The organism is Gammaproteobacteria bacterium, assembly GCA_016195665.1.
GTDB lineage: Bacteria > Pseudomonadota > Gammaproteobacteria > SURF-13 > SURF-13 > JACPZD01.
Window position 1 is genome coordinate 111,569 of record JACPZD010000036.1, and the last position, 26,494, is coordinate 138,062.

The following is a 26,494-nucleotide window of genomic DNA, read 5'->3' on the forward strand; positions in this document are numbered from 1 at the left end:
GCTGGCCTAACTTGGCAATTTGAAACCCGCGACCGACTTGCGCAGATCGTTGGCGAGATCGGCCAGATTGCCGATGGATGCCGCCGTCTCGTTGGAACCGACCGAGGTCTGCGTCGTGACCTCCCGGATCTCGTTCATCGTGTTCGAAATGGAGGTCGCCCCGAAGGCCTGCTGGCGCGCGGTGTGCGAGATGCTTTGAATCAGTCCGGCGAGCTTGCTGGAGACGCTTTCAATCTCTTTCAGCGCCGCACCCGCATCCTGCGCCAGCTTGGCGCCGTTCACCACGCCCGAGGTGCTTTGTTCCATCGAGATGATCGCCTCGTTGGTGTCGGTTTGAATCGTTTTAACGAGGGCGTCAATCTGTTTGGTGGCGTTGCTGGAACGCTCGGCGAGGCGCTGCACCTCGTCGGCCACCACCGCGAAGCCGCGGCCCGCCTCACCCGCCATGGCCGCCTGGATGGCGGCATTCAAGGCGAGAATGTTGGTTTGATCGGCGATGTCGTTAATCAACTCGACGATATCGCCGATCTCCTGTGAGCTTTCACCGAGACGTTTGATGCGCTTGGATGTTTCTTGAATCTGTTCACGGATACTGTCCATGCCCTGGATGGTGTTCTGCACCGCCGTGGCGCCCTTGCCGGCGATCTCCACCGAGTTTTGCGCCACCGCCGCAGACTCCGCAGCATTGGCGGAGACCTCTTCGATCGAGACCGCCATTTCATTGATCGCCGCGCTGGTGTCGGTGATCTGCTGGGCTTGGTGGTCACTGGCCTGCGCCAGATGGATGGCCGTGGCCTGGGTCTCCTGGGCGGCCGAAGAAACGTGCACGGTGATTTCGTTGATGTTGGTCACCAGGGTGCGCAAGGCGTCAATGGCGTAATTGACGGCGTCCGCGATGGCGCCGGTGATGTCTTCCGTCACTGTCGCGCGTGCGGTCAAATCACCGTCGGCGAGGTTGGCCATCTCATCCAACAACCGCATGATGGCGGTCTGGTTGCGGCGAATTTCATCGGCGCTGACCGCCAAGCGGGCCAGTGCGTCGCGACGCAGCTTGTAACCCAGGGTGATGAGCAACACCAGCGCGAAAGCGCCCAGGATATAACCGGTAGTGGCCGAAATCGTGCGGTTACGTTCTAAACCGGCATAGGCGCTCACCAGGTCAGTGGTATCCTTGAACAGCGCGTCGCTGCTTTCAAACACGTCCTTGGCGGCGTCTTGCACCTTAAACAAATCCGGGAATTTTTCCAGAATAAGCAGATCGAGCTGGGTGATGGATCCGAACAGGTCGGCGATTTCATCCAGTCTCTTGCGGGCATCGGGGTCCTCGACGCGCGTGATCCGGAGCGCCTCGTTACCCGAGCGCATTCCCTCCAGGGCAGTGACAAACGCCGCCGCATCATGGCGGAACAGATCGGCCGCCTGGGCCGCCGCCTCGGAGCCGCGTCCGCCCTGGAACACCTTGTTGACGTGCGCGGCGATCTGCTGGCTGAGCGCCACCAGACGCCCCGCGACAGCGATATTTCCCTGCTGCGCCATCAGCCGCGTCATGGCCCTTTCACTTTCCGCCTGAGTCGCTTTCTCCACCGGCGCGCCTTTTTTAATGAGGGCGTCCAGCAGACCCTCCGAGGCCTTGGTCAATTTGGGGCTTACCTCGTTGATCGTCTTGACGAACTCGGTGGAAGCCTTCACCAACTGCTCGTTGCTCAAGATAACATCGGCGTTGGCGCCATAGCGCTTCCACTCCTTCTCCACCTTGCCGAGCTGCGACGCCGCGGCATCGGGCGTGGGGGGCAGGCCGGTGAGGGTATTGCCGCCCTTCAGGCGCGAGACAATCTGGGCGAACTGGTCGCGCGCGTCCTTCAACTGCGGGAAGGCCTCCGAACGGGTGACGGCCGCCTCGGCGTTTTTGGCGATACGCTGCGACAGCACGCGCAATTCGCCGGCCAGGCTGATGTATTCCTTATCGTAGTTGGATTGCTGTCCCACATAACCGAAGTTAAGCGCCAGCAGCACAATAAAGGTAACCAGCGCGCCGATCAGGATTACCAATTCTCGGTCGCGGCCCAGCGTCTTACGAGGGTTTATTTCCATACATTACTCCCTGCCAACCAACGTTGTCATGTCACCCGCCAAGCGGGTAACGGTCATCAAATCACTTCGAGCGCCTTGGGGGCGCGATTTTTAGAGATTCCCATCAGGCGTTCGCCTGCAGGAAGGAGGGGCTTTGCACCAGTTTATGGGTGCTGAACACCGGCCACTGTTCCTCCCCATGCTTATAACTGCCGCGCAAGTAATCCCTGGCGAGATTGATATCCGGCGGCGCAGATTTGTACTCCTCCTCCAGAAAATGTTTCATGCCCAGCACTTCATCCACCACCAATCCCGCGAACAGCCCCGCATGCTGCACCACCAGGACCCGGCTGCGGCGCCCTATAATCGGGGCCGGCCTGCCCAGAAACGATTGCAGCGTGACAATGGGCAACAAATTGCCGCGCACGTTGGCGATGCCCTTCAGCCAGGACTTTGCCCTCGGCACCTGGGATAAACCGGGATAGGTCAGTATCTCGCGCACCTCCATCAGGGGAGCGACCAGCAACGCCTCGCCCAATCTAAACGCGATGCCCGACCAGGTCTTCTTGACCTCCTCCTGGCGCGGCAGACCCACCGCATGCTGTTTACTGCGCCGATCGATATCGCGCAGCAGGGCCACAGGACCTTTAGATGCAGATTGAGTCATCAACGCAGCCCCATTCAGTTACGCCCTCAAGTACCCAGCGCGGCCTTGATCTTATCCAGCAGTTCCGCCTCGTTCACGGGCTTGGTCACGTAATCCTTGGCGCCCTGCCGCAGCCCCCACACCCGGTCTGTTTCCTGATCCTTGGTGGTGACGATGATGATGGGGATATTGGCCGTATCCGGATTTTTGCTGATCTGGCGCGTGGCCTGAAAACCGCTGATGCCGGGCAGTACTACGTCCATCAGAATCAGGTCCGGTTTGATCTCCTTGACCCTGGCGATAGCCTCTTCCCCGGTGCCGGCCGTCAACCCCTCGTGCTGATTGCGCTCCAGCAGCGTCTTCAGTACATGGGTATCGGTGGGAGAGTCATCCACTATGAGTATGCGTGCCATTCTTTCCCCTCGTCTCCTAAAATCAAGTCATTTAATCAGTAAAATCTTGCATAGTGCTCAAATCCAAGCAAACTACATGCCATTATGCCTTACCCGGCGGAGTTCTCAATGCGGTTTGACCACATAGCGCTTGATCGCGCTGAACAGCTCTTCCTTGGTAAACGGTTTGGTGAGGTATTGCTCCGACCCCACGATGCGGCCACGGGCGCGGTCGAACAGGCCGTCCTTGCTCGACAACATGATCACCGGCGTGGTCTTGAAAAGCTGGTTGTGTTTGATGAGGGCGCAGGCCTGGTAGCCATCCAGCCTCGGCATCATGATGTCTACGAAGATGATGTCGGGCCGCTGGTCGGCGATCTTGGACAGGGCCTCGAAGCCGTCCACCGCGGTAATGACGTCGCAGCCGGCCTTTTTCAGCAGGGTTTCGGCGGTGCGGCGTATGGTCTTGCTGTCGTCAATGACCATGACCTTCAGGCCTGCAAACTCATTGTCCATGCTCAACGCCCCTATCATAAATAATCACCCGCCATGCGGTCTGCTCTCGGATGCAGAGAAGCGCACGCCAACCTGCCCGCCGCCGGCGCTGTATCCGCACGGCTAGAAGATCTTATTGTGGCGCCGCAGCACCCGGCCATATAGTATTATCCTAATATTTAATCGCGCGCTAGTACTTTTACCGTTTATGGAGCAGATCGCCGCGGTAGCCAATCTATTGACACTCCTGAAGTCTCTCAAGGTGACCTGATGAAACCCGAACCGCTGCACATCGTTCCTCACCTGACCACTGCGTTGAACGGGCCGTTGCAGCACATCGAATCGCTGTTCCTCAAACACCAGGCCGGCATCGAGCGCTGGCTGCGCGGCCAGTGGCTGGAAACCCGCGCGCCGTTTTATGCCTCCGTAGATCTGCGTAACGCCGGGTTCAAACTCGCCCCGGTGGACACCAATCTGTTTCCCGCAGGCTTCAACAATCTCAATCCGGCCTTTCTGCCGTTGTGCATCCATGCGATCCAGTCCGCCATCGAGCACACCTGCCCGCGCGCGGCCAGGGTGTTGCTGGTCCCCGAAAGTCATACCCGCAATCCGTTTTATCTGGAGAGCCTGGCCACCCTGCGGGACATCATTCTGAAAGCCGGCTTCGAGGTACGTATCGGCTCCTTGCTGCCGAATCTTGAGAGCCCGAGCGACATTATTTTGGCATCCGGCCGGAAGTTGCGTCTGGAACCCATCGTCCGGGACGGCGACACGGTGAGCGTGGCCGGCTTCACACCCTGCATGGTGCTGCTCAACAATGATCTCTCCGAAGGCGTCCCAGCCATGCTTGAAGGACTGGAACAGCCGGTCGTCCCGCCGCTCGCCATGGGCTGGTCCAGCCGCCTCAAGTCCCAGCATTTCGAACAGTACCGCCAGGTCGTGATGGAGTTCGCCGAGTTGGTGGACATAGACCCGTGGCTGATTGACCCCTACTTCCGGCAGTGCGGCGAGATCAACTTTATGAAGCGCGAGGGTGAGGACTGTCTCGCCAAAAACGTGGACGCGCTGCTCACCACTATCCAGCATAAATATGACGAATACGGCCTCGACAAGCGTCCCTTCGTAGTGGTCAAGGCCGACGCCGGCACCTATGGCATGGGCATCATGAGCGTCTACAGCAGCGAGCAGGTGCGGGAGTTGAACCGCAAGCAGCGCACCAGGATGGCGGCCTCCAAGGGCGGCCAGGCGGTCACCCAGGTGATCTTGCAGGAAGGGGTTTACACCTTCGAAAACTGGGGCGTAGAAGAGGCGGTCGCGGAACCGGTGGTGTACATGATAGACCACTACGTCGTCGGCGGTTTCTACCGGGTACACAAAAATCGCGGCGTGGACGAAAACCTCAATGCGCCGGGGATGCACTTTGAGCCGCTGGCCTTTGCCCAGCCCTGTAATGCCCCTGACACGGGGCTAGCACCCGATGCCGATCCGAATCGCTTCTACGCCTACGGCGTGATCGCCCGTCTGGCCCTGGTCGCGGCGGCGAGAGAGTTAGCGGCGGTAGGGCCGAATTCATTCGGCCAAGCTGCGAATAAATTCGCACCTACAACATGACCCTCCGCCTTGGCGTAGTCATGGACCCCATCGCCGCCATCAACATCAAAAAGGACAGCACCTTCGCCATGTTGCTGGAGGCGCAGCGGCGCGGTTGGCCGATCGCCTATATGGAGCAGGGTGATTTGTTTCTGCGCGACGGAAAAACATTTGCGCGCATATGCACACTACGCGTACAGGACAATGCCGAACACTGGTTCGATTTAGGGGCCGAAACGGTAGAGTCTCTTAGCGCGCTCGATGTCATTCTCATGCGCAAGGACCCGCCGTTCGACATGGAGTATATCTACGCCACGTATTTATTGGAGCGCGCGGAAACCGAAGGCGTTTTGGTCGTGAATAAACCGCAATCGCTGCGCGACTGCAATGAAAAATTATTTACCGCCCGGTTTCCGCAGTGCACACCGCCGACGCTGGTCACCCGCAGCAAAACGCGATTGCGCGATTTTCTGAACGAGTTTGGCGATATTATTTTGAAACCACTGGGCGGCATGGGCGGCGCCTCGGTGTTCCGGTTACGCGCGGGCGATCCCAATCTCAACGTGGTCATCGAGACCATGACCGAGCATGAGCAGCGTTTCGTCATGGCGCAAAAATTCATTCCCGAAATCAGCGAGGGCGACAAGCGCATCCTGATGATCAACGGCGAGCCTGTCCCTTATGCGCTGGCGCGCATCCCCGCCGAGGGCGAGACGCGCGGCAATCTCGCGGCCGGCGGCCGCGGCGTGGGCGTGCCGCTCTCGCCGCGTGACCGCTGGATTTGCGAACAGGTCGGACCGGTGCTGCGGGAAAAGGGATTATTGTTCGTGGGGCTGGACGTGATCGGCGATTATCTTACCGAGATCAACGTCACCAGCCCTACCTGCGTGCGTGAACTGGATGCTTTGTATGGCCTCAATATCGCCGCCTTGCTTCTCGACGCGGTCGAGAAGCAAGTAGCAAGTGACAAGTAGATTTAACTGTAGAGCGGGTTTCTGCGCTTCGCGCCCCACCTTGCTACTTGCTGCTTACAATTTCTCTCTTCATTTTTCCCCCTCTCCCTTCACGCCTCACACCTCACCATCCATGCCTACCCTAACCACTACCCGCGAAGATCATCTGATCGCCTGGCTCTGGGTGGCCTATACCTTAGATTTATCCCGCACCCCGGCCTGCTGCACCTGTTGCCGGTGCTGATGACGGCGGCCGTGAGTTTTGGCGTGGTCAGCGGTATAATAACGGCTGCCATGCTGGAAAAGATGTCTGGATGACCGCCTTATCCTCAGTCCTGCCCGCCCCGCTGCCAGTCACCGCGCGTGACCGGCTGGGGCTCACCCTGTTTCTGGCGGCGGCGCTGCATGCCATCGTGATACTAGGAGTGAGCATCGAACAGTTTGTGCTCAAACCCCTGCGTGACAACTTGCCCGTCATGGAAATCACGCTGGTGACCCGGCCCGCTACGACGCCGCCCGAACAGGCCGACTATCTCGCCCAGGCCAATCAGGACGGCGGCGGCAATACTGCGGAGCGGGTACAGGTGATTACCACTCTCCCCGCCCTCACGCCTGCGCCCCAGACCGGCGTCGAACCCGCCCCTCAGCCGGTAGTCGAACCGCCGCCTCCCGAACCGGTGGCCAAACCTGAGCCCATCGTGCCGCAGCAGCAAGAAGCCAGACCGGTCTTAACCAAACCTGAAGGCAAAAAAGAAGTGAAGACCGCACCCAAACCCTCACCCAAACCGGCGACGGCGCCGCCCGCGTTGCCGTCCGCCGCGGAACTGGTCAACCGCAGCCTGCAAATGGCGAGCCTGAGCGCGCAGATCAGCGACTCCGCGCTGGCCTACGCCCAGCGGCCGCGCCAGACGTTCATCTCGGCCAAGACCCAGGAATATAAATACGCGAGTTATATGGAGGCGTGGCGGGTCAAGGTCGAGCGTATCGGCAATCTCAATTACCCCGATGAGGCCAAGCGCGGCAACCTGACGGGCAGCCTGATTCTGGACGTGGCCCTCAACCCCGATGGCGGCATCAACAACATGACCTTGCGCCGCTCCTCGGGGCATAAAGTGCTCGATGACGCCGCGCTGCGCATCGTCAAGCTCGCCGCGCCCTACGCGCCCTTTCCCAATGACATCCGCAAGGATACCGATATCCTGCACATCACCCGCACCTGGCAATTTCTGAAGGATAACCGTCTCGCCAGTCAATAATGGGCATACTTAATACGAAGCTTGATTTACCGCAAAGGACGCAGAGGAAAAATGAGTGAGAATCGCTAAATTTGTAAGGTTTGGGTTTTGACGCGCTGTATCCTTAGTGTCCTCTGCGGTGGAGTCGTTTGTCTCGTGCACCCACCCTTGTATCAGGTTCGTCTTTGGCCGATACTGTATATGGCGTCTCCACTATGCTTGAATCAGGCTACCTAACGAATCACTTCCTGATCGCCATGCCCGCCCTGGCGGACCCGAACTTTTTTCGCACCGTGACCTATATCTGCGAACACAACAGCGACGGCGCGATGGGGATCGTCATCAACCGGCCGCTCGACATCCGTCTCGGCGAGATTCTCCGGCAGGTCAACATAGAAGGCGGCGACGATGATATCGCCAATGAACCGGTGTGCATGGGCGGCCCTGTCCAGTACGAACGGATCTTCATCCTCCACCAGCCGCTGCTGCATTGGGACTCCACCCTGCCGATCACCGAAACCCTTGGGCTCAGCACCTCGCGCGACATCCTGACCGCCATCGCGCGCCGTGAATTTCCCGGCCAGGCCCTGGTGGCGCTCGGCTATGCCGGCTGGGGGCCGGGCCAACTGGAGGAAGAGCTCGCCCAGAACGCCTGGCTGAGCGGCCAGGCCCAAGGAGCGACTGCGCGCATCCTGTTCGAAACGCCTTACGAAAAACGCTGGAGCGAGGCAGCCGCCATGCTCGGTGTGGACATCAGCAATCTTTCCGGCCAGGTGGGGCACGCATGAATAATAATGACGCACTGCCGGTACTCGGCTTTGACTATGGCGCCCGCCGTATCGGCGTCGCGGTGGGACAACCGCTGACCCATACCGCAACCCCGCTGGAGACGGTGCGCGTGACCGGTGCGCAGCCCGACTGGACGGCCATCAGCCGCATCATCGAAACCTGGCGGCCGAACGCGCTGGTGGTGGGCGTGCCGTTCAATCTGGACGGCTCGGAGCACGCCATGACCCGCGCCGCGCGTCGTTTCGGCCGGGAACTGCACGGCCGCTATAAACTCCCCGTGCACACCGTGGACGAGCGGCTGAGCTCCCACGAAGCTCTTGGCCCGCACCCCGTGAAACGCCGCAGCAAACAGGACATAGACAGCCTTGCCGCCCAGGTGATTCTGCACACCTGGCTGCAAGATCTGCCCAGGAGGGCCGACTCGTGAGCGATTTTTTGGACATTGATGTAGAGTCGTTGCTGGCAAGAATGGCGGATGAGATTACCGCCTTATTAAGGAAGCGGAACATCTCGGATCCCCTGATGATCGGCATTCACACCGGCGGGGTGTGGCTCGCCGAACGGCTGCACCGCCTCCTCAACATCCGCGAACCGCTCGGCACGCTGGACATCTCCTTCTACCGCGACGACTTCACGCGCATCGGCATGCACCCGCAGGTGACGCCCTCGCACCTGCCCTTCGATCTCGACAACCGGCACGTCATGCTGGTGGACGATGTCTTGTACACCGGCCGCACGCTGCGCGCCGCGCTCAACGAGATCTTCGACTACGGCCGCCCGGCGAGCGTAATGCTCGCAGTGCTGGTGGATCGCGGCGCGCGCGAGCTGCCTATCGAGGCGGCGGTGACCGGACAGCGTATGGAACTCAACAGCAACGAACATATCAAATTGCACGGCCCCGACCCGTTGCGGCTGAGCATACGCAAGCGTGACTGAGCGTCCATAAGTGAGACAAGGCAACATTCAAGTAGACCCCCAAGGCCGTCTGCGCCACTTTCTCACCATTGAGGGGCTTACACCCTCGATACTCACTGAAATCCTCGACACCGCGGAGTCGTTCGCCGCGACCAGCGAACAGGCCGTGAAAAAGCTGCCGTTGCTGCGCGGCAAAACCATCGTCAACTTATTCTTCGAGCCCAGCACCCGCACCCGGACGACGTTTGAACTCGCCGCCAAGCGCTTGTCGGCGGACGTGCTCAACATCAACGTGAGCGCCTCCTCCACCACCAAGGGCGAATCGCTGCTCGACACGCTGCGCAACCTGGAGGCCATGTACTGCGACATGTTCGTGGTACGCCACGCCGAGAGCGGCGCCGCGCATTTCATCGCTCAGCATGTCGCACCGCACGTGAGCGTCATCAACGCGGGTGACGGCAGCCACGCGCATCCCACGCAGGCCATCCTCGACATGTTCACCGTGCGCCGCCACAAGGGCGACTTCGGCAAGCTTTGCGTGGCGATCGTGGGAGACATCCTGCACTCCCGCGTGGCGCGTTCGCAGATCCACGCCCTCACCACGCTCGGCGTGCCGGAGGTGCGCGTTATCGCGCCGCACACCCTGCTGCCGGCGCAGATCGAAACGCTCGGCGTGCACGTCTATCACGACCTGCGCGAGGGCCTGCGCGATGTGGACGTGATCATGATGCTGCGCCTGCAGCGCGAGCGTATGCAGGGCGCGCTTCTGCCCAGCGAACGCGAATACTTCCACCTCTACGGCCTCACCGAAGAGAAGCTGGCCTACGCCAGGCCGGACGTCATCATCATGCATCCCGGACCGATCAATCGCGGCGTGGAGATGGACTCCGCCGTCGCCGACGGCCCGCGTTCGGTGATTCTGCAGCAGGTGAGTCACGGCATCGCGGTGCGGATGGCCATCATGACATTGGCGATGCGTGTCCGTCCGCTTGCAGCGGAGGCGGGCGAAGCGATGACCGCAAGGAAAACCAAGTGATGCGCCTGCGCATTTCCGGAGGCCGGGTCATAGACCCCGCCCAGGGCGTGGATAAGGTCCAGGATGTGTATGTCGCCGAGGGAAAAATCGCCGCGCTGGGCAAGGCGCCCGACGGCTTCACCGCTGACCGTGAGATCGTTGTCCGACACCAGGTCGTATGCCCGGGGCTGATAGACCTGTGCGCGCGGCTGCGCGAGCCCGGTCAGCCCCATAAGGCGACCATCGCCAGCGAAACCGCCGCGGCGGCGAGCGCCGGGATCACCACCCTGTGCTGCCCGCCCGACACCGACCCGGTGATAGACACTCCTGCCGTGGTCGAACTGATTCATCACCGCGCCGCACAGGCCGGCACGGCGCGAATATTGCCTCTTGGCGCCCTCACCAAGGGGCTCGCCGGCAATGAGATCGCAGAGATGATGGCCCTGACCGAGACCGGCTGCGTTGCGATCAGCAACGCCGGCCGACCGGTCACCAACACCCTGGTCATGCGCCGGGCGATGGAATACGCCGCCACCCATGACCTGTTGCTGATTTTGCGCGCGCAGGATTACTGGCTGTCACACGGCGGCTGCGCGCACGAGGGCAAGGTGAGCACCCGCTTGGGATTACCCGGCATTCCCGAGAGCGCCGAGACGGCGGGGCTGGCGCGGGATTTATTGCTCATCGAACAGACCGGCGTGCGCGCGCACTTTGGTCAGCTCTCCACCGCGCGCGCGGTGCAGATGATCGGACGCGCACAGCACGACGGCCTGCCGGTGAGCGCCGACGTCAGCGCCCACCAGCTCCACCTCACCGAAATGGATCTCGGCCACTTCGACAGCGCCTGCCATGTCTCGCCGCCGCTGCGCACCCTGCGCGACCGCGACGGACTGCGCAAGGGTTTGGCGGACGGCGTCATCGCCGTGGTCTGTTCCGATCATCAGCCGCACGACCCCGACGCCAAACTGCTTCCCTTCACCGAGACCGAGCCGGGCATCTCCGCGCTTGAGAGTTTATTGCCGCTCACCTTGCGGCTGGTGGATGAGGGTGTGCTCAGCCTGACGGAGGCCCTGGCCCGGCTCACCTCCCAACCGGCCCGCATCCTCGGCATCGAGGCCGGCAGTTTGGCCATCGGGAAACCCGCCGACATCTGTATCTATGACCCTGATCGCTATTGGGCACTCAGCGCCGCAACCCTCATCAGTCACGGTCACAACACCCCCTTTCTGGGCTGGGAGTTCAAGGGGCGGGTGACTCACACGTTGCTGGGCGGTAGGTTGGTCTATGTTACTGACTCGCAATAGGCCCATAAAATGGTGTATATTAGGCCCACACATTCACCGGAATTATGTCTATGCGCACCCATATCGAACTGGATGACAAACTATTAAACCAGGTGCTTCAACTAGGTGGTTTTACCACCAAGAAAGAAGCCGTTGGTAAAGCCCTGGAGGAGTATGCCAAACGGCTCAAGCGTGACGAGTTATTGAAACTGCAAGGCAAAGTGAAGTGGCGGGGAGACTTACGCAAACTGCGGGCCCTACGCTAATCTCATGGTCCTGGTAGACACCTCCGCCTGGGTCGATTTTTTTAACGGTCACGCCTCAGCGGAAGCGCGAACCCTGCAGCGGCTAATCGCTTCCGACGAGGTGATCGCCATTACCGGCGTGATACTCACGGAAATATTGTCGGGGCTGAAAACCGAGACCCAGGCCACAAAGGTCGGCGATTTACTCTCGGTATTCGAATATCTTGATGGACTTACCCAACAAGACTATCTGCTGGCGGCCAAGATCTATCGTACCTGCCGCGGCAGGGGTACGACCTTAAGTTCAACTGTTGATTGCCTGATCGCCCAACTCGCACTCAGCCGTAACTGTTGGTTGCTGACCAAAGACAAGGATTTTCAGCTTATAAAAAAATTCTTCCCACTTAAACTGTGGAAGATTGAAGCATGAGCCTGCAAGATTACCACCCTCATTGAAATGAAACCCCACCGCAACACCCTCCACGTTGAAGACGCCGTCGTGCTCAGTCACGTTGCGCATCCCGGCAATCAATTTATCCTGCGGGTGCAGGCGCCGCAGTGCGCCGCGCACGCCAGGCCCGGCAGCTTCGCGCACCTGTCCTGTGATCCGTTACTGCCGATGCGCCGCCCGCTTTCCATCATGCGCGCCGATCCAAGGCAAGGCTGGGTGGAATTTCTCTACAAGGCCTTGGGCAACGGCTTGCGACTGCTGGCGCAGCGTGAGGTGGGCGAATCCCTCAGCATGATGGGACCCATAGGGGTGCCCTATACGCTGTACCCTGACAAGCCACGCCCGCTGCTCATCGGCGGTGGCGTCGGCATACCGCCCATGGTGTTCATCGCGGACGTGTTGCGCCAGTCAAATGAATCCTATCACCCGTTCGCCATCATGGGCTCGGAGGTGCCGTTCCCGTTTACCGCCCGGCCTTCACGGATCATGACGCCGGGAATGCCCGACGGCGTGATCGCGTCCATGCCCCTGCTCGAGGAATGGGGCATAGCGAGCCGCTTGGCCAGCCTGCAAGGCTATCCCGGTTGCTTTGAGGGTTATGTAACGGAGCTGGCGCGCGCCTATCTCAATGCGCTAAATCCCGAACAGCGCGCCGAAGTGGAAATATTTGCCTGCGGTCCAAACGCGATGCTGGAGGCGGTGGCCAAACTCGCACGCGAGTATCGTTTACCGTGCCAAGTCTCGCTGGAGGAATACATGGCCTGCGCGGTGGGCGGTTGCGCGGGTTGCGTGGTCGAGGTGCAGACCCCACTGGGCCCCGCGATGAAGCGGGTGTGTGTGGATGGGCCGGTGTTTGACGCCGCCACGATTGCAAGCTTTGCGTAGCGCGCACGATCAGATCGGCAAAAAAATCACCGCGGAGGACGCGGAGGGGAAACTATTTAATTTTATTCTTCCGCGTCCTCCGCGGTGAATATTAGGTTAGTATTTACTGGGATCCACCAGGGTCACCCCTTCCAGCGTGGAGCCGATCTTCTTCATCTTTTGCTCATCATGGAGCTTGACCATCAGGCGCAGGTCGTTGGCGGAATCGGCGTAGCGGACGGCGTCTTCGTAGCTGATCTCGCCTTTCTGATAAAGATCATACAAGGCCTGATCGAAGGTCTGCATCCCAGACTCCGTGGAGCGTGTCATCAAGGTCTTGATTTCGTGTACCGCGCCCTTGAACAACAAGTCGGACATGAGCGGGGTATTGAGCATAATCTCGATCGCCGCACAGCGGCCCTTGCCGTCGGCGCGCGGCAACAGGCGCTGGGCGATCACCGCCTTGAGGTTTAGCGAGAGGTCCATCAACAACTGGTCGCGGCGATCATCGGGAAAGAAATTGATGATACGGTCGAGCGCCTGGTTGGCGCTGTTGGCGTGCAACGTGGAGAGACACAGATGCCCCGTTTCGGCGAAGGCGATGGCGTGACTCATGGTCTCGCGGGCGCGGATCTCGCCGATCAGTATCACGTCCGGGGCCTGGCGCAAGGTGTTCTTCAGCGCCGTCTCGAAGGACTCGGTATCCACCCCCACTTCGCGCTGGGTAACGATGCAGTTCTGATGCCTGTGCACATATTCGATGGGATCTTCGATGCTGATGATATGACCACTGCTGTTCTGGTTGCGGTAACCGATCATGGCCGCGAGCGAGGTGGACTTGCCGGTGCCGGTGCCCCCCACGAAGATCACCAGGCCGCGCTTGGTCATGGAGATGTCTTTTAGTATCGGGGGCAACCCCAGATCTTCCAGCTTGGGGATTTCGGTTTGAATCCTGCGCAACACCATCCCCATGCTGTTGCGTTGCTGAAACACATTGACGCGGAAGCGGCCGAGACCCGCGACGCCGATGGCGAAATTACACTCCAGGGTACGTTCAAACTCCGAGCGCTGATGGGCGTTCATGACGCTCATCACCACATCGCGGGCCTGCTCCGTGGTCAACGCCGTCTCCACCACCGGCTTGATCTCGCCGTGCACCTTGAGGCTGGGCGCCACACCCGCGGTAATGAACAGGTCTGATGCGCCTTTCTCCACCATCATCTTGAGAAGATCGTTAAAGACCATGGGCAGATATCTCCTAAGTTAGATTTTCGCACTGCCCGGGATGAACCGCGCAGGCGACCAAAGGGGAGAATTGCAGGTCTCCCCCAGCCCTCACTCCAACTCTCTCCCGGAGGGAGAGAGGGCAATCGTTCCCTGCACCCTTCGCTTCGCTCTTCCCTCTCGGGAGAAGGGACAGGGATGAGGGTCGAACCCCATCGCTTGTGCCGCAGCAAGCTGCGGACTGGATTAATTAAATGAATCTTTATTGACCGCCATGTAGCGCGCATCGAGCTTGTTCACCAGCCCGGCGCGCACCAGCCCTTGCAGATTTTGATCGAGCGTCTGCATGCCGGTGGCTTGCCCCGTTTGAATGGCCGAATACATTTGCGCCACCTTGTTTTCGCGGATCAGGTTGCGGATGGCGGGTGTGGCGATCATGATTTCGTGCGCGGCGATGCGCCCGCCTCCCGTCCTCTTGAATAGGGCCTGCGAGATCACCGCGCGCAGGCTTTCCGAGAGCATGGCCCGTATCATGTCTTTCTCGCCGGCCGGAAATACATCAATGATGCGGTCTATGGTCTTGGCCGCCGAATTGGTGTGCAGGGTGGCGAACACCAGATGGCCGGTTTCGGCGGCGGTGAGCGCCAGACGGATGGTCTCGAGGTCGCGCATCTCGCCCACCAGGATGATGTCCGGATCTTCTCGCAAGGCCGAGCGCAGCGCCTCGCTGAAGCCCAGCGTGTGTTGGAAGACCTCGCGCTGGTTGATCAGGGATTTTTTACTCTCATGAATAAATTCGATGGGATCTTCAATGGTGAGTATGTGAGAGAATTCTTTTTCGTTAAGATAATTGATAAGCGCCGCGAGGGTGGTGGATTTGCCGGAGCCGGTGGGGCCTGTGACCAGCACCACCCCGCGCGGCTGATCGGCGATCTCCTTGAAGATTGGCGGGCAGCCCAGATCCTCCAGGGTCAGCACCTTAGAGGGAATGGTGCGAAACACGCCGCCCGCACCACGGTTCTGGTTAAAGGCATTGACCCGGAAGCGCGCCAGGCTGGGGATCTCAAAGGAAAAATCGGTCTCGTAAAATTCCTCATAGTCCTTGCGCTGCTTGTCGTTCATGATGTCATAGACCATGGAGTGGACGGTCTTGTGATCCAGAGCGGGCACATCCAGGCGGCGCATGTCGCCGTCTACACGGATAATAGGGGGTTGACCCGCGGACAGGTGCAAGTCCGAGGCCTTGTTCTTGACGCTGAAGGCCAATAATTCGGTAATATCCATAATTTTCCCCAAGCGGACATGGCGGTCATGTTCCAAGGACAGGCCGCAAGTACGGCAAGGGGCGGCAACGCCGCCCCTTGCCGTTTAATGATTCCCCTCGAGCATCCCCGAAAGGTGAAATCAAAGTGGTTATCGGTAAACAATACCAGTTACTTGAGCCTAAAATTACATCTTAAAAGACATGGACGCAACTGAAACTATCTCCGACAGGCTCGACAGGCTGCGCCGGCGCATCGCACAGGCGGAGCTGGAATTCGGCAGACAATCCGGCTCGGTGGCCCTCCTCGCGGTAAGCAAAGGCTTTCCCGCGGAGGCGATCCATGCGGCGGCGCTCAGCGGCCAGCGCCGCTTCGGAGAAAATTATCTGCAAGAATCCATGGCCAAAATCAAAGATCCCCGCTTGCAAGGCCTGAGGCTGGAGTGGCACTTTATAGGCCCTATCCAGAGCAACAAGACCCCGGCCATCGCCGAACATTTCGACTGGGTTCATAGTGTAGACCGGCTGAACATTGCCGAGCGGCTCGGCCGTCAGCGCCCTGTTGACTTACCGCCGCTCAACGTCTGTTTACAGGTCAATATAGATAACGAGCCCCGCAAGTCAGGGGTAACCCCGGAACAACTCCCGGAGCTGGCGGAGGCGGTGGCAAGATTGCCGCGCCTGCACCTGCGGGGGCTTATGGCGATCCCGGCGCCGCACCCTGATTTTGCAGAACAGCGCGTACCCTTTCGCGTGTTGCGCCAGGCCCTGGAGGAATTGCAGGCCAATGACCTTAAGCTCGACACCCTCTCGATGGGCATGACGGATGATCTGGAGGCCGCCATTGCCGAGGGTGCAACGATGGTGAGAGTGGGGAGGGGGGTGTTTGGGGTGAGGGGTGAGGGGTGAGTGGAAACGGTTTTTTACGCCTCACGCCTCACGCAGTTAGACCTGCTTCCCCTCCTGCGTTACACTTCCAAACTAACATAAGGAATTCCTGTGAAAGACACCCCCATCGCCTTCATCGGCGGCGGCAACATGGCGCGCAGCCTGATTGCCGGTCTGATCGCCGACGGCTATTCGCCGCAAAATCTCTGGGTGGCCGACCCAAACGCGGGACAATTGACCGAGTTGCGCCAAAACTTTGGCATACATACCGCCACGTCGAATACGCAGGCGATGGAGCATGCCTCCGTCGTGGTATTGGCCGTTAAACCCCAAGTATTGAAAACCGTGGCGCAGGAACTGGCGCCCACGGTACAAAAGCACCGCCCGCTGGTGGTATCCATCGCCGCCGGGATACGCGAACCCGATTTGAACCGATGGTTGGGCGGCGGTGCCGCCGTCGTCCGCACTATGCCGAATACCCCCGCGCTGGTGCAGACCGGCGCCACGGCGCTCTATGCCAATGCCCATGTGTCGCAGGAACAACGTAATCTGGCAGAGTCCATCCTGCGTGCGGTGGGGCTTACATTGTGGCTGGAGGATGAGACGCAGATGGACGCCGTGACCGCGCTCTCCGGCAGCGGTCCGGCCTATTTTTTTCTGGTCATGGAGGCATTGGAAAACGCCGCCATGCGACTCGGCCTCAACCGTGAGGTGGCGCATCTCCTGACCTTGCAGACAGCGCTCGGCGCCGCCAAGATGGCGTTGGAGAGTAATGAGGACGCCGCCGGCCTGCGCGCGCGCGTCACCTCCAAGGGAGGCGCCACGGAACAGGCGGTCCGGGTATTACAAGAGGGCCATCTGCAGGAGTTGTTCGACGCGGCGCTCAAGGCCGCACATACACGCTCCATCGAATTGGCCAGGCTATTAGGAGATTAATTATGGGAGGTTATTTCGGCAACGCCGCGGTGTTTCTGATTCAGACGGCGTTTGGGCTTTATATTCTGGCTGTGCTGCTGCGTTTTTTATTGCAGTGGGTGCGCGCCGATTTTTACAACCCTGTTTCACAGTTTCTGGTGAAGATGACCACGCCTCTGCTGCGACCGTTGCGCCGCGTGATTCCCGGCTTCGGTGGGATTGATTTCGCCTCGGTGGTACTGATGCTGGCGCTGCAATTAATAGAGCTGGTGCTGGTCACACAACTGCTGGGCCAGCCCTTGAGCGTGGGCGGCTTGATGGTACTGGCGGTGGCGGAACTGTTGTCGTTGCTGATTAAGGTCTTTTTGTTCTCGATCCTGATCCAGGTCATTCTGAGCTGGGTGCGGCCGGGCGACCATAGCCCGGTGAGCCTGCTGCTCTATCAGCTCAACGAACCGCTGCTGGCCCCCGCGCGGCGAATTATCCCGGCGATTTCGGGCCTCGATCTCTCACCCGTCCTGGTCCTGGTGCTGCTGCAGTTGTCGCTGATGCTGCTGGCCGCGCCGCTACAGGATTTCGGCATGCTGTTGAATCTTAGATAAAAGCTTCACCACGGAGGACACAGAGGAGAAACAAGTTATTGTTAAACGTTAGATAAAAGCTTCACCACGGAGGACGCAGAGGTGAAACAAGTTATTTCGATCTTATTCCTTTGCGTCCTCTGCGCTGTGCATTTTTAGACCTAGCCCCTACACCGCCCGGCTCAACGGCGCCGGCGGCTCCGCGCCGCTGCGGATAACCTCCAAGGCCCGGCGCGCCTCATCAAACTCGCGCTGCGCCTGCTGGCATTTTTGAGCCGCTTGTCGCAAGTCGCCGCTGCGCCCCATTTCTTCCAACTCCTTACACAGGCTGGACAATACCGTCGCACCGAGGTTGGCGCTGCTCGACTTCATGCTGTGGGCGGAACGGCGCAGGCCCTCCGCATCGCCGGCCGTCACGGCTCTATGGATGGCCTCAAGCTGAACAGGGGCATCGCCGAGATAGCTCGCGATGATCTCGCTTAACAGGTCCGGCTCACCCTCCATCTGCAAGGCGCGTATCTTGTCCAGCGCCTTGTCATCCATCGCTGGAGACTTTGCAACAGGGGCCGGCTGATCCTCTATGATGGCATGCTGCGCGGCGGGCAGCTCAGGCAGCCAGCGTTGGATCTTGACGCGCAGTTGTTCGATGCCGACCGGCTTGGAGAGGTAATCATCCATACCTGCGGCTATACAGCGTTCACGGTCACCGGCCATGGCGTTGGCGGTCATGGCGATAATCGGTGTGTGACGGCCGCTCTCCGTTTCCATAGTGCGGATCACGCCGGCCGCCTCATAGCCATCCATCTCCGGCATCTGACAATCCATCAGTATCAAGTCATAACGGCTTAACCGTAGGACCGTAAGCGCCTCACGCCCGTTGTTGGCCGTGTGCGCGGTAAAGCCGAGCTTTTTCAACTGCATCATGGCAAGCTTTCGGTTGACCGGATTGTCTTCCACCAACAGCAGCAGCCGGCTGGAATGCTCCACCGCCTTTGCGGCGGGCGGAGACGCAGACTGAGCTGTATAAGGCTGTATGGTGGTTATATCGTACAAGTCTGCGAGGCAGTCGAACAGGTCAGATTGCCTCAGAGGTTTGGTCAAAAAGCCCGAGTAGCCGGCCTGGAGGGCCTGCTCGCGGTGCTCTTGCACATCGAACGCAGTCAGCATGATAAGCTTGGTGGCATTGAAGGACTCGTCGGAGCGAATCGCGCGCGCCAATTGATAACCATCCATGTCTAGCATGACCCGGGCAATAATCGCAACGTGGTAAGGGGCGCGGTCCGCGACCGCCGCGCGCATCAGGTCTAGTGCCTGCGCGGCGGACTCTACGCGGTCGTTCTGCAATCCCCACGACGTGAGATATTGATGCACCACCTCGCCCTGATCCGGACTGTCATCCACCACAAGCACCCGCACAGCGCCGATCCCTTCAGCGGCGGCGCGGTAGTCGTGACGCTCGGCTTCATGCTTGACCGAGCCGGGCTGTTCCGAGCCGTGCATGAAGGGCAGAGTGACCCAGAAGGTCGTACCCTTACCCGTTTCACTCTCTATGCCGATCTCCCCGCCCATCATAGTGATTAGATTCTTACAAATAGAAAGACCGAGACCCGTGCCGCCGTATTTGCGCGTCGTTGTCCCGTCTGCCTGGGTGAACGGTTGAAACAGTTTATCCCTGATTTGCTCGGGAATCCCAACACCCGTATCGGTCACTGTGATGCGCACCGTACTGTGCGCGTCGTCGCCCGAATCCAGCGTAGCGCGCACGTCCACACCGCCCTGCTTGGTGAACTTGATGGCGTTGCCGACCAAATTCATCAACACCTGACGCATACGCCCCGGATCACCTTTTAGCAGAGGAACAATCTCAGGCGCCACGTAGGATATCAATGACAACCGCTTCTGACGCGCCGCCGGGGCCAGGGCCTCCAGCACCGATTCCACCAACTCCGCCAAGGAAAAGTCCACCCGCTCCAGCGGCATCTTACCGGCCTCGATCTTGGAAAGATCAAGGATATCGTTGATGATGTGCAACAGGCTTTCACCTGATTGCCGCAAGGTCTTAAGATAGTCGCTCTGCTCTCCCGTTAACAGGGTGTCCTGCATCAGCTCTGCCATACCGAGGATAGCATTCATGGGGGTGCGGATTTCGTGGCTCATGTTGGCGAGAAATTCCGATTTGAGCCGCAACGCCGCCAGGGCCTGGTCGCGCGTCCCTATCAATTCCTGCTCGGCCTGCTTGCGCGCCGTGATGTCGGTGCGGATAGCGACGTACTGATAGGGCCGGCCTTGCGCGTCCATATACGGTATCACCGTGGTATCCGTCCAATAAAAACCGCCGTCCTTTTTACGATTCTTCATCTCACCGTGCCACACCTTTCCCGACTGGACGGTTTCCCACATCTCATCAAAAAAGCTTTTAGGGTGACAACCGCGATTGAGTATGTGCGGGAACTGGCCGATCAATTCTTCGGGCTGATACTGGCTGATCTCGCAGGATTTTTCGTTGATGTGGATAATCCGTCCGGCAGTGTCGGCGGTGCCTACGATGCAATGCTGGTCGAGCGCAAACTTCATGGTTTGCAATTCTCTTATGACCTTGCTGTTCTCGCGCAGGCGCGCCAGGAACTGCTCATTGCTCACCATGAAATCGTCGCGGCGCAGGGCGATCTCGCACACCCTGCGGAGCTGTTCGGCCTCGAAAGGTTTGGCAATGAAGTCCGTCGCGCCAGCCAACATCACGATCTCCGATTGATCGAGGGTGGCGTTCGCGGTCATGATGACCACGGCCTGCTTGGGAGACTCGGCAAGGATGGCGCCCAACACTTCTACACCGGAGAGCCTGGGCAACATAATATCGAGCAGCACCAGCTTGTGACGGCCTGCGCGCCACGCCTCCAGGCCGGCCTGGCCGTCGCCGGCGGTCTCGACCTCGAAGCGGCGTTGCAACATTCTTCGCGCAAGAATCGCCGTATCGGAATCATCCTCGACAATCAATAACGTGGGTTTACTGAGACCTTGATCCCGGCCGCTCAGGCAATCGCTCACTGCACTCAACACCGCCTCATAGCCTTGTTGCGGTAACAGCGGTACAAAGCGGTTGATGCCGTACTCGCGCGCCGTGACCTCGGCGATGCGGTCGGCATAGGTGCCGGAGACCACAATGATCGGTATGCCGCTGCTGCAACGGAACAACCCGGAGCGCACCATGCGCGCCAGGCGCCAGCCGTCCAGATAGGGCATGTGGACATCGGTAATCAATAAATCGACCGGGTGCAGACCTAACTGCCGGATTGCCTCTCTGCCATCGCCCGCCTCGAGTATGTTGTCAAAACCGGCCTTCAGTAGCGCCCTTTTGAGTAATAACAGAGTATCTTCGTGGTCGTTGACCAGCAGCAGGCAAGGCTTGTTAGGGGTAGCCGCGTCAGACATGGAATGTCCTCGTTTGATAAGGCGAATTTGAATCGTTTTGAGATCTTGGATACATGGATAATGCGTTCCAAACGAGAATGCAATTTGAGTGCCAGGCATATTAGACCATGCCCGGCCAGGTTATATATGGCATAAATATTGCCCTTCTACATTAAATAACTCAACATCTCTTTCTTCATGATCGACATCCGGCTATAAAAGCATGCGCCACACACTGTTCTCTGTGTTGCTGTGTTGGTTATTATTCGCACGGCTGGCGTCTGCTGAACCCGCCGCCATCGCTGTGATCTACCCCAACCTTCCAGAGCCTTACCACAGTGTTTTTGCCGATATTGTAAGGGGAATTCAGTCCGGGACCAGGCTAGAGGTGAAGGAGTACCTCCTCAGCAACGATGGCGAGGCCGGTGCGCTGCCTTCGTTCCTGGCAAAGGGACACTACAGCGCGCTGGTCGTTCTCGGTCAACGAACCCTGGATACGGTGCAGGCATTGGGGCTCAAGATCCCGATCGTGGCCGGTGCGGTAAAAATCGCACCCGAACAAAATCCAAATATCACGGCGATCAGTTTAACGGCGGCGCCGGACCGCTTGTTCGATCTAGTGCGCACCTTCACGCCGCAGACCAAACGGGTGCATGTGGTCTACGACCCTGTGCGCCAAGGCTGGCTCATCGCCTTGGCGAAGCAGGCGGCCGCCGAACGCGGACTCACGCTCGTGAGTTATGAGGCACAAGACCTGCGCGGCACGGCACAGCGCTATAGCGGGCTGTTCAACTCGAACTCCGGACCGGGCAATGCCTTATGGCTCCCCAGCGAGGACAACGTCGGGCAGGAGGCTCTCTTGGCCGAGGTTCTGGAACAGATTTGGCGGCGCGGCTGGCCGGCCTTTTCGAGCAATCCGGGACTGGTCAAGCGCGGCATGTTGTTCGCCCTGTACCCCGATAACCGCGCCATGGGCGCAAGTCTGGCAAAACTGGCTGCCCAACGGATCGCGGATGCCAAAGCAACGGCGGCGGTGTTACCGGTGACGGATTTGCTGACCGCCGTCAATCTGCGTACCGCCGATCATCTCAACATTCAGTTCAGCGCCGAACAACGGCAGAGCTTCGAGCTGGTCTTCCCCGTGCCTTAGCCATGCGCCTTCTGCGACGTCTCATCCCCGCCGACTCGACTCTGGGCAGACAGCTCACCGTGAGCCTGACCTTGGGCGTCGTCGCCATTGCCTTCGGCGCCTCGCTCTCCACCGCCTGGCTTTTCAGCCAGCGGATGCAGAATGATTACCTCAGACGGGGCCTGCACGTCACCAACAGCCTGGCCAAACAGAGCGTGCTCGCACTGCTCACCCGCTCCGCCGAAAACGGCAAAAATGCCCTGAACACCACACTCGGTTTTCCCGATGTCGCCTATGCGGCTATGTATAGTGCCGAGAACGGCAAGACCAGCTTACTGAGCGAACTGGGCGCCGGCGATAGATGGCTGCCTCCCATAACAGGGTCAGGAGCAGACAACAAATCCGCCGTGCTGGCTTATGAAACCCCAGAGCTTTGGCAATTTCTGGCGCCGGTGTACTCCGGCATCCAAACCGACGCAGAGGATACCTCGCCGTTCAGCATCCCAGCCGGCAAGATCGAGTTGCTGGGCTTTGTGCAAGTCACCCTGAGTAAGCAATCGCTGCAAAATACTCAACGTGAACTGTTCGTGCAAAACATCAGTGCGTCATTGCTGTTTTCGCTGGTGTTGTATGTACTGATGCGATTGATCATAGCCAAGGTGACCCGGCCGCTCAACACGCTTGCCGCCACTATGGGAACTGCGGAACTGGGCGAAGACAAAATACGCGCGGAGATTGACGGCCCGCTGGAGGTGCGCAACATGGCGTATGCCTTCAATAATATGATGATGATATTGGAGTTACGCAACAGAAGCCTGCGCCAGCAAAGGGATACACTGGAGTCACAAGTCACCGAACGCACCCAGGAACTGGTACTGGCGCGCGACCAGGCGCTGGAGGCGAACCGTCATAAATCGGAATTTCTCGCCAATGTGAGCCACGAACTGCGTACCCCGATGAGTGCCGTGATCGGCTACACCGACATCCTGATCGAGGAGCTTGAAGAGCAAGGCGATGATACAAAGGTGACCGACCTACGGCGCATTCATGCCGCCGGCAGGCATCTGTTGGGACTCATCAATAACATCCTCGACCTCACCAAGATCGAGGCCGGACGCATGGAGCTGGCGCTGGAGCCGACGGATCTGCAAGAGTTGATAAACGGAGTCGGCGAGCTGCTGCAGCCCTTATTTGAAAACAAAAATAACGGGTTAAAGGTAGAGATAACAAATCTCGACGGCAAGGTGCTGGTTGACCCAGGCAAGCTGCGCCAGATTATGCTTAACCTGCTCAGCAACGCCAACAAATTCACCCAAAACGGAGACATCCAGGTGCGCATGATGCGCGACGAACAGGGCTTGTGCATCAGCGTGGCGGATACCGGCATCGGCATTCCCAAAGAGCAGCAGATCCATATCTTTGAAGCCTTCCGGCAAGCAGACATGAGCACCACCCGCAACTACGGCGGCACCGGGCTCGGGCTCACCATTACGCAACGCTTTTGCCGCTTGATGGGCGGCGACATCGAGGTGCATAGCGAACCCGGCAAAGGGACATGCTTTACGGTGCGCCTGCCGCTCCCTATTTCCGCCGCATAAGCGGTGGTGTGCCGTCTCGTGATAGGCTAGAATCATCACGATCATCTTGGTCTGGCAACAATAATCCTACCACGCCATGGCCGCCAAAAAAGCAGAAGAACGCATCAAACAATTGCGCTGTCTGGGCTTGGGTGGAGAGGTGATTGTGCCTACTCTACTTAAAGAGCTGCATGCCGTGGCGCCTTCTTATTCCAACAATTTTTTATGGTCAGACAAGCACTGTAATCTCACCAACCTCTACTTTGAAGACCCCATCAATGTGGATATCGCACCGCTCTACCTCAGCGAGTTTTATAAAAAACGCGAAACAGAAGTGGCCCATACCTTTTCCGAATTTATGCAGCGCTACCGCGGGGTGGCAGGTCTTGAATATTGGTTAAAAGTGGATAAAAAAAGACTATTACAACCATGATTATTACCACCTGATTCATCGCCCCATTAACGGTCATTTTGTCTGCCATGTTGTGTTGTACGAGGCTGACACCCCGAAAGGTATCCTCGTGCTATATCGTTCAGCCACTGATCCTGAGTTTAATGAAGAAGAGCACACCAAACTGGAGCGTTTTGCCCCATATATAGCCCATAGCCTCACGTGTGCTCAGCCGCAACTCACCTGGGCAGATGGCGATGAGGCTGGACTTATCATCATGGATAGACGCGGGCGCCTCATGTACCTTTCCGAGCGTGGTCGAAAACTACTGTTTCTAGCCAGATCCCAAGATATCCCCGCTCACCGTTAATCCCAAGCATCAAGATTTCGCCACCCCTACGAGGCTCGCGCAATTGTGTAACAGCCTGATAGCCGTGTTTGAAGGCAGGTCAAGCGCGCTGCCACCCGTATGGCATCATCAAAATTCTTGGGGCAGGTTTTGCTTCCGCGCTTATTGGTTGGACAAGACAGATCCCTCCAATTCCTCCGCTATCGGCATCACCGTGACCCACCAGATACCTTTGCCCGTCAAGCTGGTGCAGCTTCAGGAGCAGCTTTCCCTATCACAGCGACAACTCGATCTTTGTCTGTTGCTGGTCAGCGGGCTATCCTATTCCAAGATCGGCAAACAGTTAGACCAAACTGAGATTAGTGTAGTGTCACAGAGCAACGCTTATACCACTCGCTGCGCACGAGAACCCGCGAAGATTTTATTGCGAAGTTGCGTAGTCTTTAGGTAATCCTCACGGGTGGCCCAAAAGCTGATCTCCCCGTCACTTGGCTTTACTTATTATATTTAATAAGTTATTATTAGTAATAATGTGGCGCATAAAAGAACATCGTGATGTAGGTAAAATGTACCGCAAACTTCCGATGGCGATCGTCAAAAAATATGAACTTTGGAAGAATCTTGTCTTTAGACACGGGCCCGGCAAACTGCGCGAATTCCCTGGGTTCCACGATGAAAAACTGAAAGGTAGTCGAGAAGGACAGCGATCATCGCGTTTGAGCTTGATGTACAGAGTCATTTATGTTGTTGAAAAAGACAGCGTCACGGTTCATATTTTAGAAATAACTCCGCACAATTATTAGGAGTAGGTATGGAAACACGTAAGTACACTGAATTTGTACCAGCTAAACCCCATGCCAAGTTGACATCGGGCGAAGTCATCCGGATGCTCCGGGAATTAAAGGGCTGGACCCAAGCTGAACTTGCCAAGCGCTCAGGCATCAGTGCCACTAATATTAGCCTCCTGGAAAACGACAAGGTAGATATCGGAAAAAAGCGCGTAGAGCAGATCGCAAACGCCTTTGATGTCCACCCCGCCATAATCATGTTCCCGGAATATGAAGCCAAGGAAATTCAAAAGGCAGCCTAGGTGACAGTGGCCCACTAGGCCGGGTTAGGATAGAGTCATCATGACCGTCTAGGTCTGGCAACAATAACCAATAAACCGTGTCCATCAAAAAAGCAGAAGAACGCATAAAGCAGTTGTACTGCCTGGGGCTGGGTGGTGAGGTAATTATGCCTACCCTGCTCAAGGAATTGCATGCCGTGGCGCCTTCTTACGCTAACCACTTTGTGTGGTCTGACCAGTATTACAATCTCACCAACTTTTGCTTTGAAGACCCCATCAATGTGGATATCGTCCAGGTCTATCTCAGCGAATTTTATAAAAAACGCGAAAGTGAAGTAGCCTATACTGTTTCTGAATTTATGCAGCGCTACCGCGGAGTAGCTGTATTTGAAGGCAATGCAAGTGCCCTGCCGCCTGTATGGCATCATCAAAATTCTTGGGGCAGGTTTTGCTTCCGCGCTTATTGGTTGGACAAGACAGATCCTTCCAATTTCTCCGCTATCGGCATTACCGTGACCCACCAGATACCCTTGCCCGTCAAGCTGGTGCAGCTTCAGGAGCAGCTTTCCCTATCACAGCGACAACTCGATCTTTGTCTGCTGCTGGTCAGCGGGCTATCCTATTCCAAAATCGGCAAGCAGTTAGGCCAGACTGAGATCAGCGTAGTATCGCAGAGCAAACGCTTATACCACTCGCTACGCACGAGAACCCGCGAAGATTTTATCGCGAAGTTGCGTACTCTTTAGCCGACATATTAGT

28 protein-coding genes are annotated in these 26,494 nt (G+C 58.2%); 21 read left to right on the forward strand and 7 right to left on the reverse strand.

Annotated features, from left to right (window positions below; translation table 11 throughout):
- Positions 1–6: 6 nt before the first annotated feature.
- The 4 genes from HY028_10275 to pilG form a co-directional block, all read right to left on the reverse strand.
- Positions 7–2,091 (reverse strand): type IV pili methyl-accepting chemotaxis transducer N-terminal domain-containing protein, encoded by a 2,085-nt coding sequence (locus tag HY028_10275; GenBank protein ID MBI3345220.1) that lies wholly within the window; start codon positions 2,089–2,091, stop codon positions 7–9.
- Positions 2,092–2,194: 103 nt separating this feature from the next.
- Positions 2,195–2,737 carry a chemotaxis protein CheW gene (locus tag HY028_10280; GenBank protein ID MBI3345221.1) on the reverse strand — a complete coding sequence of 181 codons (543 nt, stop codon included), beginning with the start codon at positions 2,735–2,737 and terminating at the stop codon, positions 2,195–2,197.
- Positions 2,738–2,763: 26 nt separating this feature from the next.
- Complete coding sequence (locus HY028_10285) at positions 2,764–3,129, reverse strand: response regulator (GenBank protein MBI3345222.1); 366 nt, start codon at positions 3,127–3,129, stop codon at positions 2,764–2,766.
- A gap of 105 nt (positions 3,130–3,234) precedes the next feature.
- A complete protein-coding gene (gene pilG / locus HY028_10290) occupies positions 3,235–3,624 on the reverse strand; it encodes a twitching motility response regulator PilG (GenBank protein MBI3345223.1) in 390 nt (129 codons plus the stop codon).
- A gap of 249 nt (positions 3,625–3,873) precedes the next feature.
- On the opposite strand from pilG, the gene gshA reads away from it, so the two are divergent.
- The 11 genes from gshA (at position 3,874) to HY028_10345 (ending at position 12,964) form a co-directional block, all read left to right on the forward strand.
- Complete coding sequence (gene gshA / locus HY028_10295) at positions 3,874–5,214, forward strand: glutamate--cysteine ligase (protein MBI3345224.1); 1,341 nt, start codon at positions 3,874–3,876, stop codon at positions 5,212–5,214.
- On the forward strand, positions 5,211–6,167 hold the full coding sequence (gshB, locus tag HY028_10300; GenBank protein MBI3345225.1) for a glutathione synthase: 957 nt from the start codon (positions 5,211–5,213) through the stop codon (positions 6,165–6,167). Before gshA ends, gshB begins: the two co-directional genes overlap by 4 nt.
- A gap of 293 nt (positions 6,168–6,460) precedes the next feature.
- Positions 6,461–7,402, forward strand: coding sequence for an energy transducer TonB (locus tag HY028_10305; protein ID MBI3345226.1), 942 nt, complete (start codon positions 6,461–6,463; stop codon positions 7,400–7,402).
- A 194-nt stretch (positions 7,403–7,596) separates the two neighbouring features.
- Positions 7,597–8,169 carry a YqgE/AlgH family protein gene (locus tag HY028_10310; GenBank protein ID MBI3345227.1) on the forward strand — a complete coding sequence of 191 codons (573 nt, stop codon included), beginning with the start codon at positions 7,597–7,599 and terminating at the stop codon, positions 8,167–8,169.
- Complete coding sequence (gene ruvX / locus HY028_10315) at positions 8,166–8,597, forward strand: Holliday junction resolvase RuvX (protein MBI3345228.1); 432 nt, start codon at positions 8,166–8,168, stop codon at positions 8,595–8,597. The genes HY028_10310 and ruvX overlap by 4 nt, the downstream gene beginning before the upstream one ends.
- A gap of 8 nt (positions 8,598–8,605) precedes the next feature.
- Positions 8,606–9,106, forward strand: a complete 501-nt coding sequence (gene pyrR, locus HY028_10320; GenBank protein MBI3345229.1) for a bifunctional pyr operon transcriptional regulator/uracil phosphoribosyltransferase PyrR — start codon at positions 8,606–8,608, stop codon at positions 9,104–9,106.
- A 10-nt stretch (positions 9,107–9,116) separates the two neighbouring features.
- Positions 9,117–10,121, forward strand: a complete 1,005-nt coding sequence (locus HY028_10325; GenBank protein MBI3345230.1) for an aspartate carbamoyltransferase catalytic subunit — start codon at positions 9,117–9,119, stop codon at positions 10,119–10,121.
- Positions 10,121–11,404 (forward strand): dihydroorotase, encoded by a 1,284-nt coding sequence (locus tag HY028_10330; protein ID MBI3345231.1) that lies wholly within the window; start codon positions 10,121–10,123, stop codon positions 11,402–11,404. Before HY028_10325 ends, HY028_10330 begins: the two co-directional genes overlap by 1 nt.
- A gap of 50 nt (positions 11,405–11,454) precedes the next feature.
- Positions 11,455–11,649: a type II toxin-antitoxin system VapB family antitoxin gene (locus HY028_10335; GenBank protein ID MBI3345232.1), complete on the forward strand. Its 195-nt coding sequence runs from the start codon at positions 11,455–11,457 to the stop codon at positions 11,647–11,649.
- Positions 11,650–11,653: 4 nt separating this feature from the next.
- Complete coding sequence (locus HY028_10340; protein MBI3345233.1) at positions 11,654–12,058, forward strand: PIN domain nuclease; 405 nt, start codon at positions 11,654–11,656, stop codon at positions 12,056–12,058.
- Positions 12,059–12,085: 27 nt separating this feature from the next.
- A complete protein-coding gene (locus HY028_10345) occupies positions 12,086–12,964 on the forward strand; it encodes a dihydroorotate dehydrogenase electron transfer subunit (protein ID MBI3345234.1) in 879 nt (292 codons plus the stop codon).
- Between the two features lie 96 nt (positions 12,965–13,060).
- On the opposite strand, the gene HY028_10350 is transcribed toward HY028_10345, so the two are convergent.
- Positions 13,061–14,188, reverse strand: a complete 1,128-nt coding sequence (locus HY028_10350) for a PilT/PilU family type 4a pilus ATPase (protein ID MBI3345235.1) — start codon at positions 14,186–14,188, stop codon at positions 13,061–13,063.
- 225 nt (positions 14,189–14,413) lie between these two features.
- Positions 14,414–15,451, reverse strand: coding sequence for a type IV pilus twitching motility protein PilT (locus HY028_10355; protein ID MBI3345236.1), 1,038 nt, complete (start codon positions 15,449–15,451; stop codon positions 14,414–14,416).
- A 181-nt stretch (positions 15,452–15,632) separates the two neighbouring features.
- Here HY028_10355 and HY028_10360 point away from each other — a divergent pair, with 181 nt between their 5' ends.
- The 3 genes from HY028_10360 to HY028_10370 all read left to right on the forward strand — a co-directional run bounded on the left by HY028_10360 (position 15,633) and on the right by HY028_10370 (position 17,833).
- Positions 15,633–16,337 carry a YggS family pyridoxal phosphate-dependent enzyme gene (locus HY028_10360; protein ID MBI3345237.1) on the forward strand — a complete coding sequence of 235 codons (705 nt, stop codon included), beginning with the start codon at positions 15,633–15,635 and terminating at the stop codon, positions 16,335–16,337.
- Positions 16,338–16,427: 90 nt separating this feature from the next.
- On the forward strand, positions 16,428–17,252 hold the full coding sequence (locus HY028_10365) for a pyrroline-5-carboxylate reductase (GenBank protein MBI3345238.1): 825 nt from the start codon (positions 16,428–16,430) through the stop codon (positions 17,250–17,252).
- Positions 17,253–17,254: 2 nt separating this feature from the next.
- Complete coding sequence (locus HY028_10370) at positions 17,255–17,833, forward strand: YggT family protein (GenBank protein MBI3345239.1); 579 nt, start codon at positions 17,255–17,257, stop codon at positions 17,831–17,833.
- 147 nt (positions 17,834–17,980) lie between these two features.
- Here HY028_10370 and HY028_10375 read toward each other — a convergent pair whose 3' ends face one another.
- Positions 17,981–21,241 carry a response regulator gene (locus HY028_10375; GenBank protein MBI3345240.1) on the reverse strand — a complete coding sequence of 1,087 codons (3,261 nt, stop codon included), beginning with the start codon at positions 21,239–21,241 and terminating at the stop codon, positions 17,981–17,983.
- Positions 21,242–21,443: 202 nt separating this feature from the next.
- Between HY028_10375 and HY028_10380 the strand changes: the two genes are divergently transcribed.
- The 7 genes from HY028_10380 (at position 21,444) to HY028_10410 (ending at position 26,481) form a co-directional block, all read left to right on the forward strand.
- Positions 21,444–22,370, forward strand: coding sequence for a hypothetical protein (locus HY028_10380; GenBank protein MBI3345241.1), 927 nt, complete (start codon positions 21,444–21,446; stop codon positions 22,368–22,370).
- Positions 22,371–22,372: 2 nt separating this feature from the next.
- Complete coding sequence (locus tag HY028_10385; GenBank protein ID MBI3345242.1) at positions 22,373–23,947, forward strand: hypothetical protein; 1,575 nt, start codon at positions 22,373–22,375, stop codon at positions 23,945–23,947.
- A gap of 76 nt (positions 23,948–24,023) precedes the next feature.
- Positions 24,024–24,359: a hypothetical protein gene (locus HY028_10390; GenBank protein ID MBI3345243.1), complete on the forward strand. Its 336-nt coding sequence runs from the start codon at positions 24,024–24,026 to the stop codon at positions 24,357–24,359.
- A 476-nt stretch (positions 24,360–24,835) separates the two neighbouring features.
- The gene (locus tag HY028_10395) at positions 24,836–25,117 is read left to right on the forward strand and encodes a hypothetical protein (protein ID MBI3345244.1); all 282 of its coding nucleotides are present in this window, start codon (positions 24,836–24,838) and stop codon (positions 25,115–25,117) included.
- 79 nt (positions 25,118–25,196) lie between these two features.
- Positions 25,197–25,469, forward strand: a complete 273-nt coding sequence (locus tag HY028_10400) for a type II toxin-antitoxin system mRNA interferase toxin, RelE/StbE family (protein MBI3345245.1) — start codon at positions 25,197–25,199, stop codon at positions 25,467–25,469.
- Positions 25,470–25,477: 8 nt separating this feature from the next.
- Positions 25,478–25,756 carry a helix-turn-helix transcriptional regulator gene (locus HY028_10405; protein ID MBI3345246.1) on the forward strand — a complete coding sequence of 93 codons (279 nt, stop codon included), beginning with the start codon at positions 25,478–25,480 and terminating at the stop codon, positions 25,754–25,756.
- Between the two features lie 77 nt (positions 25,757–25,833).
- The gene (locus tag HY028_10410) at positions 25,834–26,481 is read left to right on the forward strand and encodes a hypothetical protein (protein ID MBI3345247.1); all 648 of its coding nucleotides are present in this window, start codon (positions 25,834–25,836) and stop codon (positions 26,479–26,481) included.
- Positions 26,482–26,494: the final 13 nt, after the last annotated feature.